This window comes from Pirellulales bacterium (assembly GCA_019694455.1).
GTDB lineage: Bacteria > Planctomycetota > Planctomycetia > Pirellulales > JAEUIK01 > JAIBBY01.
On record JAIBBY010000035.1, the window covers coordinates 41,073 to 52,117 of the forward strand.

The 11,045-nt window shown below is 63.9% G+C and carries 10 protein-coding genes; 7 read left to right on the forward strand and 3 right to left on the reverse strand.

Annotated features, from left to right (window positions below; translation table 11 throughout):
• Positions 1–7: 7 nt before the first annotated feature.
• The 3 genes from K1X71_14455 to K1X71_14465 form a co-directional block, all read right to left on the reverse strand.
• Positions 8–967: a fumarylacetoacetate hydrolase family protein gene (locus K1X71_14455; GenBank protein MBX7074344.1), complete on the reverse strand. Its 960-nt coding sequence runs from the start codon at positions 965–967 to the stop codon at positions 8–10.
• Between the two features lie 93 nt (positions 968–1,060).
• The gene (locus K1X71_14460) at positions 1,061–1,618 is read right to left on the reverse strand and encodes a hypothetical protein (GenBank protein MBX7074345.1); all 558 of its coding nucleotides are present in this window, start codon (positions 1,616–1,618) and stop codon (positions 1,061–1,063) included.
• Positions 1,619–1,683: 65 nt separating this feature from the next.
• Positions 1,684–2,097 (reverse strand): DUF4430 domain-containing protein, encoded by a 414-nt coding sequence (locus K1X71_14465; protein MBX7074346.1) that lies wholly within the window; start codon positions 2,095–2,097, stop codon positions 1,684–1,686.
• Between the two features lie 200 nt (positions 2,098–2,297).
• On the opposite strand from K1X71_14465, the gene K1X71_14470 reads away from it, so the two are divergent.
• From K1X71_14470 to K1X71_14500, 7 genes are all read left to right on the forward strand, one after another.
• Complete coding sequence (locus K1X71_14470; GenBank protein MBX7074347.1) at positions 2,298–3,446, forward strand: alanine--glyoxylate aminotransferase family protein; 1,149 nt, start codon at positions 2,298–2,300, stop codon at positions 3,444–3,446.
• A gap of 205 nt (positions 3,447–3,651) precedes the next feature.
• Positions 3,652–4,389, forward strand: a complete 738-nt coding sequence (gene rpsB / locus K1X71_14475) for a 30S ribosomal protein S2 (GenBank protein ID MBX7074348.1) — start codon at positions 3,652–3,654, stop codon at positions 4,387–4,389.
• Positions 4,390–4,607: 218 nt separating this feature from the next.
• Positions 4,608–5,453, forward strand: coding sequence for a translation elongation factor Ts (tsf, locus tag K1X71_14480; GenBank protein MBX7074349.1), 846 nt, complete (start codon positions 4,608–4,610; stop codon positions 5,451–5,453).
• Between the two features lie 42 nt (positions 5,454–5,495).
• Positions 5,496–6,260 (forward strand): UMP kinase, encoded by a 765-nt coding sequence (pyrH, locus tag K1X71_14485; GenBank protein ID MBX7074350.1) that lies wholly within the window; start codon positions 5,496–5,498, stop codon positions 6,258–6,260.
• A 9-nt stretch (positions 6,261–6,269) separates the two neighbouring features.
• The gene (gene frr, locus K1X71_14490) at positions 6,270–6,830 is read left to right on the forward strand and encodes a ribosome recycling factor (GenBank protein ID MBX7074351.1); all 561 of its coding nucleotides are present in this window, start codon (positions 6,270–6,272) and stop codon (positions 6,828–6,830) included.
• Between the two features lie 9 nt (positions 6,831–6,839).
• Entirely contained in the window at positions 6,840–7,424 is a 585-nt protein-coding gene (locus K1X71_14495) for a hypothetical protein (GenBank protein ID MBX7074352.1), read from the forward strand.
• A gap of 1,056 nt (positions 7,425–8,480) precedes the next feature.
• Positions 8,481–10,241 carry a hypothetical protein gene (locus K1X71_14500; GenBank protein MBX7074353.1) on the forward strand — a complete coding sequence of 587 codons (1,761 nt, stop codon included), beginning with the start codon at positions 8,481–8,483 and terminating at the stop codon, positions 10,239–10,241.
• The last annotated feature ends 804 nt before the right edge of the window (positions 10,242–11,045 follow it).

Here is an 11,045-nt window from a genome sequence, read left to right on the forward strand (position 1 = left end):
TGGGCCGCTAGGCCTCGGCTGCGATCGGCGAGACCAATTCCCCGATCGAACTGATGCTCGCCACCACCCGATCGCCCGGCTTGAGAAACGTGCCGGTCGCCTTGCCCACCCCGGCCGGTGTGCCGGTCGAGATGATGTCTCCCGGCTCCAGCGTCACGAAGCTGGAGATGAACTCGATCACTGCCGCCACCGGAAATATCTGCTGCGCGCTCGACGCGTCTTGCCGCGTCTCGCCGTTCAAGGTCAGCTTCAAGTGGAGCTTTTGCGGGTCGGGGATCGCGTCGGCGCTGGTCACGCACGGCCCGCAAGGGCAAAAGCTGTCGGCCCATTTGCCGTGCAGCCAGTCGAAGAAATCATCGTTCTTGCGCGGCTTGCGCCCCGGATTCGGCTTGAAGTGTCGATCCGAGATGTCGTTCACCACCGTATAGCCGGCAACATACTCCAGCGCGTCCGCCTCCTTGGCGTGCTTCACGCGCTTGCCGATCACCACCGCCAGTTCGCACTCCCAATCGATCTGCTGGGGAGAGACTTTGGGTATGTAAACCGGCTTGCCCGGATCGTTGAGCGTCGTGCTGGCCGGCTTCAAAAAGACGTACGGAAACGTCTCTGCTCGCTCCGCCGCCTGGCCGCCCCCCTCCTGAATGTGCGCCGCGTAGTTGCCCGCCAGCAGCAGCAACTTGTTCGGCCGCGGGATCGGCGCCAGCAGTTCCACCGCGCTGGTCGGCGTCGTCCCCTCAGGCAGCGACTTGCCCGCCAGATTCTCCACCCAGCGCGCCACCTTTTGCGCGGCGGCAAAGTGCTCTCCGTGCGGCAAATAGTCGAGCAGGTTCTCGCTCGCCGGTAGCTTGAGATTTTCGTGCGTGGCGTCGGCGTAGGCCTTCGCTCCGCCGGCCAGCGGCACAATGTGCTGCTCGTCGTACAGCCCGGCAAGAATCTGATCGCGATGGCGATAGCGGCAAAGTCGCATGACGGCTGACTCCCGGCGGTTGCTGGCAGGCGCCTCGCTCCGTCAACAAATCACATGCGACTGGCTCCGCCCGACGCCAACGTCAACTCGCCGTTAGCGCTTGGGCGCCCGCGCGTAGGCCAGCCGGCCAAAGCGGTATCCCGTGCCGCGCGTCGCCAAGGCGTAGCCGCCAAACAACACGGCCGACCACAGCGCGTCGCCTGCGAGCGTTAACTTGAAGAACGGCATGGCCGACACATAGCACTCCACCAGTCCAGACAAGCTGTGCGAATAGAGCGAGCCGAAGTACCACACCGCCAGATTGGTGGTCGAAAAGAAGATGATCGACGACGCCAGGGTGGCGCCGGCCACTCGCGCTAGCGATAGTTCGCGTCCCACCAGCGCCGACAGCGCGACCGGCAAAGCCAGCGCGGCGTACACCACCGCCATCACGCGCCAGTCGTAGGTTCCGATCAACAGGTCGCCCAGCAGCATGGCCGACAACGGAATGAGCATCGTCGTCGCCCGCTGGCCAAACATGTAACCCGCGAACAACGCGATTGCCGCGATCGGCACAAAGTTGGGCGGGTGCGGCAACACCCTGGCGGCCAATCCAAACGCCGCCAACAACAGCACCAAGAGCACCGATTTGATTCGCGAGTTCGTCGTCATAGGTCCATCTCGTTCAGAAAGGAGTTAGCAGAGTGAATTCTTGATGCCGATCTCAACCGGCGCCGTCACGGCTCAAACACCTCAAAGCGCCACTTGACCTGGTCCCCCGCCTTCAGTTCGTGCGCGCCGCAACTCTTGTTGCCTTTGCGATCGTTGACGTAGTAGACCCAATTTTTGCCGTCCGTGCCCCCTTCGTTCTCCATTCCGTCGATCGCACCCACAAACAGCGTGGCGCCGCGCCCCGTGCTGGCGTGCTTGACGCCATGCGGGTGCTTGGCGGCATAGGTCAGGCAATCGGCCACGGTCATGCCCGCCGTGTGTGGTATGGCGGTAAAGTGCTTCTCCACCCCGTCATGATAGTCGATCACCATCTGGACTGTGGGTTGAGCCGACGCTTTGCCCACTTCCGCGGCGCGCAGCGGCAACAGCGCGCAGCAGGCGCAGGCGGCGATCCATAACAAGGTGCGGCGTCGATTCATGCGACCCCTCTCGCTTCACCACAAACCCAACCCGGCATGGCTTTTAGAATACCGGCGCTGGTCGTCGGGTCAACTCCGCCGCCGGACTGGCCGCTTGCATTTCGCCGCGCGGTCACGATAAAAGTCGGCACGCGCCGCACGGTTTAACGCCCTGCGGCCGGTAGCGCGAACATCCCCCACCCCCGCTTCGTCCTGCCGCTATGTCGCTTCGTAAAAACCGCCTGCTCACTCCCGGTCCCACGCAAGTCCCCGAGTCGGCGCGCCTGGCGATGGCCCGCGACGTCGTCCACCATCGCACGCCGCAGTTTCGCGCGCTCTTCGCCGAGGTCCTCGCCGGCCTCAAAGAAGTGCTCCAAACCCAGGACGATGTGCTGGTGCTGGCCTCGTCGGGCACCGGCGCCATGGAGGCCGCCGTCACCAATCTGGCGCCGCGCGGCGGCAAGGTCATCGTGCTAGACGCCGGTCGCTTCGCCCAGCGCTGGGCGGAAATCGCCACCGCCTTCGGCATCGAAGTCGTCCGGCATCAAGTGACTTGGGGCCAAGCTGTTGATCCTGCCGACGTCGCCCGCTTGCTCGTCGAGCATCCAGACGCCGTCGCCGTTTACGGCACGCTGATGGAGTCGAGCACCGGCGTGGCCCACGATGTCGAGGCCATCGCCCGCGTCGTCCGCCCCACGCGCGCGGTCTTTGTGGTCGATGGCATATCGGGCGCCGGCTGCGTCGAGTGCCGCACCAGCCAGTGGGGCATCGACATGCTGGTGGTCGGCTCGCAAAAGGCGCTGATGTGTCCCCCCGGTCTGGCCTTCGTCACGGTGAGCGACAAGGCCCGCCGCCAGATCGAGTCGATCCAGCCGCAGTCGTTCTACTTCAACCTGCGCCTGCATCTCGAAAAACTGCGTGGCGACGCCGACACCCCTTGGACCCCCGCCATTACGCTCATCAGCGGATTGGCCGAGAGCCTGCGGCTGATTCGTGGCGCAGGGATGGAAAACGTCTGGCGCCGCTCGCGCCGTCTGGCCGGCGCCATGCGCGCCGGCGCCAGCGCGATCGGCCTGGAGGTGTTTGCCCAGCGCCCCGCCGACGGCATGACCGCCATCCGCGTCCCCGACGCCATCGGCGCCGCGCGGTTGCTCCAGCGACTGGAAGAGCGCTTCGGCCTCAAGCTGGCGGGCGGACAGGGACCGCTCAAGGGCAAGATATTCCGCATCGCCCACTTTGGGCTGGTCGACGAGCTTGACCTGCTCGCCACGCTCGCCGCCTTGGAACTGGTGCTGCTTGAGCTTGGCGCGCCAGTCGCGCTCGGCGCCGGCGTCGCGGCGGCAAGTGGAGTATTAGCGGGGGGAAAGTGATTGTCACTCCTGATCTCGCGCCGCTCGCGCCCTTCCCATAAAGCCTAGGCGCCGCTACACTTACTCCCTTCCGCTAGCGGCAACGGCCGCCGCCGCGGCGAGCATCGGCTCGATCTGGCCGATACCTATCAGAGAACGCCGGTTGCCCCGCGCCTCCCAGCCGAGGACGGTGGGGACATAGCCCGGTGTGCCAAGGAGTTTTACTTTGTCCACAGTGCTTGTTCAGCAGCTTATTGAAGCCGGGGTCCACTTTGGCCATCGCGCCAGTCGTTGGAACCCCAAGATGCGGCCGTATATCTACGCCCGCCGCAACCTCATCCACATCATCGACGTCCGCGAAACCATTCGCGGCATGCTCCGCGCCAAAAAGTACCTCGGCCAGGTGGCGTCGGGCGGCAGCCTGGTGCTGTTTGTCGGCACCAAGAAGCAGGCCGCCGAGAGCGTCGAGCGCGAAGCCGCCCGCTGCAAAATGCCCTACGTCAGCGAGCGCTGGCTCGGCGGCAGCTTGACCAACTTTCGCACCATTCGCAGCCGGCTCACCCGCCTGGAAGAGCTGGATAAGCTCATGGCTGGCGAAGAGCTGCACACCTACTCCAAAAAGATGCAGTCGGCCCTCAAACGCGAGTATCGCAAGATGCTCCGCAACCTCAACGGCATCCGGCAGCTCAACCGCCTGCCCGAGTGCCTGGTGGTGGTCGACCCCAAAAAGGAGCACAACGCCGTCGACGAGGCCCGCAAGCTCGGCATCACGGTGGTGGCGCTGATCGACACCGACAGCGATCCCGATCTGGTCGACCTGCCGATCCCGTGCAACGACGATAGCGTGCGCTCGATCGAACTGGTGCTCAAGCAACTCGCCGACGCCATCATCGAAGGCAACGCCTCCAGCGAGGCCTTTGCCGGGCAAGGCGCCGCCAAAGACGCCGAGCCCGCCAAGGTCTAGCGGCCTGCTGCGTGATGCAACCGGTCCTTGCCGTCTATCGCGATGGATCGCGGCGGCAATGCTCGACTAGGAACGCGGCAAAGCGTACCTTCGTGGGCAGATGGCCCCCGGGTTTCGCCGCGGACCAGCGATCGGCGTATCCATCCCAATTCAATTGCAACTGCCGCAAGGGCTAGCTTCCGCCCGCGGCCCACACCACATAACCGGAGAGGACTGACATGGCGGATATTTCGGCCAGCGCCGTCAAATCGCTGCGAGACAAGACCGGCCTGCCGATGATGGAGTGCAAGCAGGCCTTGCAATCCACCGGCGGCGATGAGGCCGCGGCCATCGATATGCTGCGCAAGCAAGGCAAAAAGACCATGGCCAACCGCGCCGACCGCGAGACCAGCTTTGGCCGCTTTGGCGTCTATGCCGATGTGGCCAGCGGCGTCGGCGCCCTGGTCGAACTGCGCTGCGAAAGCGCCCCGGTCGTCGGCAGCAACGACTTCATCCAACTCGCCAACGACTTGGCCAAGCAGTTGGCCACCGGCCCCGGCGCCGCCACTGGCGACGAGTTGCTCAGCCAACCCTCCCCCAGTCGCCCCGGCCAAACCTTGGCCGATCAAAAAGACGATCTGGTCAACCGCATTCGCGAGGTCTTCAACATCGGCCGCATGGTCCGCATCGACGGCCCCTGCGGCGGTTATGCCCACCACACCGGCACGCATGGCGCCTTGGTCGAGGTCCGCGCCACCTGCGCCAAAGCCATCGATCAGTCCATCGCCAACGAACTGGCCATGCACGTCACCGCCATGCGCCCCAAAGCCACCACCAAGGACGATCTCGACCCCGCGCTCATCGACAAAGAACGCGAAATCCTCTCCGAGGCCTCGCGCAAAGAGGGCAAGCCCGAGAACATCATCGCCAAGATGGTCGAAGGCCGTCTGCGCAACTTCTTTGCCGAGCATGTGCTGGCCGAGCAGCCCTTCATCAAGGACGAAAAGAAAACCGTCGGCGCCTACGCCAACGATCACGGCATGCAGGTGGTCCGCTTCGTCGGCTGGGAGCTGGGCAAAGAATAGCCCGTCGCCGGCGACAACTTCCCTAACGAGAGTAAAAACTCCATGACCGATACCCCCGCCCGCCGCGTGCTGCTCAAGGTCTCTGGCGAAAGCTTCACGCGTGCCGGAGAACGCGGCATCAACATGGACGAAGTGCTGCACCTGGCGCAGCAAACGGCCCGCGCCGCCCGCCAAGGGGCGCAAATCGCCATCGTCATGGGGGGCGGCAACATCCTCCGTGGCGCCCAGTTCCGTTCCGGCGCCACCGGCATCGAGGAGGCCACCGCCCACTACATGGGCATGCTGGCCACCGTGATGAACGGCCTGGCGCTGCAAGACGCGCTAGAGTCGCTCGGCTGCGAAACCCGCCTGCTCACCGCCATCCGCATGGAGGCCGTGGCCGAGCCGTATATTCGCCGCCGCGCCCGCCGCCATCTGGAAAAAGGGCGCATCGTGCTGTTGGCCGCCGGCACCGGCAGCCCGTTTGTCACCACCGACACCGCCGCCGCGCAGCGGGCTTTGGAGCTGGAGGCCAACATCCTGCTCAAGGCCACTCGTGTCGATGGCGTCTACAGCGACGACCCCGAAAAGAACGCCCACGCCGTGCTCTATAGCGAGTTGAGCTACCACACCGTGCAGCAGCAAAATCTGCGGGTCATGGACTCCACCGCCATCGCCCAGTGCATGGAACACGACATGCCGATCTTGGTGTTCAACTACAAAAAAGAAGGCAACATCGAGCGAGCGGTCGAAGGCCAAAAGGTCGGCACGCTCATCGCCAGCGAAGCCTACATCAGCCAACAAAAGCAAGCGCTAGCGCGCCAGTAGAGGTCTGCCATGAGCTCCGATACCATCCTGCTCGACGTCGAAGAACGCATGGAAAAAGGGGTCGCGGTCCTCAAGCAGGCCTTGGCCGGCATCCGCACCGGCCGCGCCAACCCGGGGCTGGTCGACTCCATCCGCGTCGACGCCTACGGCTCTCCCACCCCGCTCAAGCAACTCGCCACCATCGGCGCCCCCGAACCTAATCAGATCGTCATTCGCCCCTTCGACCCCAGCACGCTCAAAGACATCGAAAAGGCGATTCAGGCCAGCGACCTGGGCTTCAACCCCATGAACGATGGCCGCGTGGTGCGCATCAGCATCCCGCCCCTCTCGACCGAAACGCGCAAAAAGCTGGTCGCGCGGATCAAGGAATTGTCCGAGGAGGCCAAGGTCGCCATCCGCAATGTCCGCCGCGACGGCAACAAACTTGCCGATCAGGAGCAGAAAGACAAGATCCTGACCGAGGACGATCGCGACTCGGTCAAAGAAGAAGTGCAAGAACTGACCAAGACCTACGAGGGCCAGGTCGACGCGCTGGCCAAGGCCAAAGAAACCGAGGTCATGGAGCAGTAGGAGCGGGACGTGCCCAGCGTCGAGCCGAATCCCTACGCCGCGCCCGACCCGATGGATGCCGCCAAGCACGCCGAATCGCGCTGGCGGCGCGTTCGCGCCTCCCTCTCGCTGGCGCTCTTCTTTTTCGGGCTGATTCTACTAGCCATGTCGTACGTGGTGTGGCTTTTGTTGGTCGCCCGAGCGGATGCGACTGATTTCTTCCCTAATCTCCGGGGCGTTGGGACCGCCTATCTGGTAGGCATAACCGCGATGGTGATCGCCGGCTTCCTGTTGCCCAGAGAGCCGATGCCCAAGCGACCCCGCTGGCTGCGGTTTTTGAATTACGAGCGGCCCGGCGAATCGCGACTGCGGCTCTCGCTGCGTGTAATATTGTTCTTTTTTGGCGCGGTCACTGTTGCCAAGGGTTTGTCAGGTGTGGTGTGGTTTTCCTTGCTGGTCGTCCTGACCCGCGACGCCCAGCAGCGCAACAATTGGATCACCAAACTGCCCGAGGCGGCTGTCGCCATCGCGATTGGCGCGGCGCTATTGTTTTTCGCCTATCTGTTGTGGCCGCCGGCCCCAGTCGAACCACCAGATAATCCGACGCCAGATTAGCAGTCTCCACCTTCTCACCTGCTCCACTGTTCACCTGCTCAAAACTGTCCGATCCCGCCTCTCTCCCGTTCGCGCGCTACGCTTTGACTCAGCGCTTGACACCCCAGCCCCCCCAGCGTGGAATAGAATGCTGCGGCGGTTCGCTCGGCGGTTGAAGCCGGCCAGTCTTGCGGCCCCTCGGCCGCCGCGCACTTTTCAACCCGACTCGTCATGCGGGCCAGCCGCACGCGGGGGAATGCACGGTCGCCGTGAGCGAAGCGACAATTCGCTCGCGGCCCAGTCGTGCGCGCGAGCCACGCTCGCCGCCACGGTACACTAAAGAGGCGCCAAATCGAGATGAACCAACACTTCCCCGCCGACGATGCGCAAATTCGTTCCACCGCCGAGGCGCAGAGACGCGGAGAAATTCAGAGACGAAGGATCAGCGACTCGGGACCGGGGATTGTCGATTCGATCGTTCGCCTGTTCCACTGCTCACCTGTTCCACTGCTCGCGCTCATCACTCGTTCCGCCAGCGCTGCTTCTTCCCTTCGCCCCCGCGCAGCAGGGGGAGAAGGTGGCCGCAGGCCGGATGAGGGGGGCGTCTCCCCAAGCAACCGTGGCTCTTCTTCGAATTCCTACTCCCTAATCCCTGACCCCCAGTCGCTTTCTCCCTCCGCGTCTCTGCGTCTCTGCGATTCACATACTTCTCCTCCGCATGCCAGCGCTCCTACTTCCCTTCGCCCCCGCGCAGCAGGGGGAGAAGGTGGCCGCAGGCCGGATGAGGGGGAGCCAGTAGTGGCTAGTGGTCAGTGGCTAGTGACCAGTGAAGATTTGATCGCAACTCACGCGCAATCCTCCGCGTCTCCGCGTCTCTGCGGTTCACATACTTCTCCTCCGCATGCCAGCGCTCCTACTTCCCTTCGCCCCCGCGCAGCAGGGGGAGAAGGTGGCCGCAGGCCGGATGAGGGGGGCGTCTCCCCAAGCAACCGTGGCTCTTCTTCCTTTTCCTACTCCCTAATCCCTAACCCCCAGTCCCTTCGCCCCTCCCCCCGTGGCGGCTTCACCCTCATCGAGATGCTCGTCGCCGTCGGCCTGACCCTGCTGCTGATGACCATGGTCGTCACCGTCATGAGCCAGGTGATGGAAAACATCTCCGGCAGCCGCGCCACCATCGAAATGACCGACCGCCTCCGCTACGCCCGCGAGCGCGTCCAAAAAGACCTGGCGGGCGTGACCGTCTTTCCCAATCCGCCCATCCGTCCCGAGTCGGGCCAAGGCTATCTGGAGATCATCGAAGGCTCGATGGGCGTGCAGCCCTCCCCCGGCAGCGTGGCCTTCAACACCGACGAGACTGGGACCACCAGCCCGCCCGGCATGGACTTCATGCTCAAGGTGAATACCGGAAACTTCCCCGCCGACACCACCGTGGGCGACCTCGACGACATCGTGATGTTCACCGCTCGCAGCCAGGATGAGCCGTTCACCGGCCGCTTCACCAGCTACAACCCGGCCGGCGTCATTCTCGACACCAACGGCAACCCGTACGATCCCAGCGACCCGAACGCGCGCATGCAGATCAACATGGTTGAATCGCATGTGGCGGAGATCGCCTACTTCGTCCGTGGAACCACACTGTATCGCCGCGTGTTGCTGGTGCTTCCTGGCGGCGCGCTGCTCCCCGGCGCGACCCAGCCTGTTCCGATTCCCGCCAGGCCGCTGGTCGATACCGCCGGCGCCAGCTACAGCTATTACGGTCTGTTCGACATCTCGGCCCGCATGGACGATGGCCCCTACGCCTTGAGCACAAACGCGGGCGCAGGCACTGGCCGCCTGGTGGCCAATTCGCTGGGCGACCTCACCAAGCGCGAGCATCGCTACGCCCATCAGCCGTATCGTTTTCCGCACGACGCCCGCCACTGGCACGTGCTCGGCCTGCCGACGCTTGCCGAATGTTCGTCGCGGCTGTGGCCGTTTCCCTTCCACGATCCACTGCCCAGCGGCGCCGCCTATACCACCAATGGCCGGGCCGAAATCACCCCGCTGGGAGACACCACCAATTTGTGGATGGCCGATGGCGAGTATCCACCCTCCACGCTCATGCCGTCGCCGGCGAGCCACTTCGACGCCTGGCGCAATCCGTATCCCAGTCAAATCCTCGATCGCAGCACGGGCATGCTCAGGGCCTACCAGGCCACCGCGATACGCAGCGCCGAGGATGTGATCTTGACCAACGTCCTCAGCTTCGACGTCAAGCTGTGGGATCCCGGCGCGCCGCAACTTTCCAAAGGTACTTCGGTCTACCTACCGGGCGACGCGGTCTATTTGCAGCAATTTTCCAGCAACCCAACCATTGTCGGCTTTGGCGCCTTTGTCGATCTGTTCGGCATGCGCGAGTTGGAATCGTCGTCCGGAAGTCCCGACGGCCAAATCGCGGGCCACAATCCCGCGCCAGGTGTGACGTATGAATTCGATCCCGCCGCGGCGCCGTACAATATCGCGACCGCGCCGTTGCCGCATTTTATGAATGGGCCGAATCAGTTGTCTGGCATCGCGGCTGGTTTCACCGCCCAATGGCCCTCCGTTTCGGTTTATGACACCTGGTCGACGCACTACGAGCAGGACGGCATCGATCAACATGGCGACATGAAAATTGACTTGGGCACCAACGGCCTCGACGATGATGGAGTGAACGGCGTCGACGACCCCAGCGAACAGGAGGCTCCGCCGCCGTACGCCCATCCCTTGCGGGCAGTCCAGATCAAGATCCGCACCTTCGACCCCGACAGCCGCCAGGTGCGCGAAACCACCATCGTGCACGAATTCCTGCCGCAATAGTGGTGAGCCGTGGCTAGCGATTAGAGAAAGAAAGAGTCGCCAAGATGTAATGGTGTGACGCAAGCAAGTAGTAGCTCCCGCTCTCCTGCTCACATTCTCTCCTTCTCTTCCGCCTCGCCCCCACGCAGCGAAGCGTAGTAGGCGCCAGAGGCAGCGGTCGCAGACCGCGGTGAGGGGGTCTTGCTTTCTGCTTTCGTCCTCCCTCCTCGCGCCCTCGCGTTTTTTCTTCTTTCTTCCCTAACCACTAACTACTCGCCACTAACCACTATTCCCCCTCCGTGTCTCTGCGGTTCTCTTCCTCCACGCGCCACGAATCGCCTCTCCATTCCGAAAACTCCGAAAACCCTCCCGCCGCTCCCGCGCGGCCGCCACGGCGCAAGCCGTGACGCGCCAAGCGTTTTGAAAAACAGAATCCCGATTCGCGTTCGTAGTCGGACGGGGGTTTTCGGAGTTCACCCCCCTGATTTCATGTTTTCGTTGCGATTCGATTCTTCCCTCCCTGCGGCCCCACATGCGGCCCCACGGGCCGCCTCACCTGCTCCACTGCTCACCTGATCCCGCAGTGTGCCTCCCCTCCGTGTGCCGCTGGCTCCGCCAGTGGGAAGCATTGTGCGAGACTCCCCCGCGCGGCCCCCTTCTTCCGCCTCGCCCCCACGCAGCGAAGCGCAGTAGGCGCCAGAGGCAGCGACCGCAGGTCGCGGTGAGGGGGGCATTTTTTCTTCCCTCGCCGCGTGCCATGTCCACGCTTCGGCGTGGACATGCCGAACTACGCGCGAGCCGACTTCGGCCTTCGCCCCCGCGCAG

What these genes read in the sequence shown, in the direction of transcription:
- K1X71_14500 (MBX7074353.1), top strand. Translation starts at nt 8,481, where the DNA reads ATGCTCGTCGCCGTCGGCCTGACCCTGCTGCTGATGACCATGGTCGTC.
- K1X71_14470 (MBX7074347.1), top strand. Translation starts at nt 2,298, where the DNA reads ATGTCGCTTCGTAAAAACCGCCTGCTCACTCCCGGTCCCACGCAAGTC.
- K1X71_14455 (MBX7074344.1), bottom strand. Translation starts at nt 967, where the DNA reads ATGCGACTTTGCCGCTATCGCCATCGCGATCAGATTCTTGCCGGGCTG.
- tsf (MBX7074349.1), top strand. Translation starts at nt 4,608, where the DNA reads ATGGCGGATATTTCGGCCAGCGCCGTCAAATCGCTGCGAGACAAGACC.
- K1X71_14465 (MBX7074346.1), bottom strand. Translation starts at nt 2,097, where the DNA reads ATGAATCGACGCCGCACCTTGTTATGGATCGCCGCCTGCGCCTGCTGC.
- K1X71_14460 (MBX7074345.1), bottom strand. Translation starts at nt 1,618, where the DNA reads ATGACGACGAACTCGCGAATCAAATCGGTGCTCTTGGTGCTGTTGTTG.
- pyrH (MBX7074350.1), top strand. Translation starts at nt 5,496, where the DNA reads ATGACCGATACCCCCGCCCGCCGCGTGCTGCTCAAGGTCTCTGGCGAA.
- frr (MBX7074351.1), top strand. Translation starts at nt 6,270, where the DNA reads ATGAGCTCCGATACCATCCTGCTCGACGTCGAAGAACGCATGGAAAAA.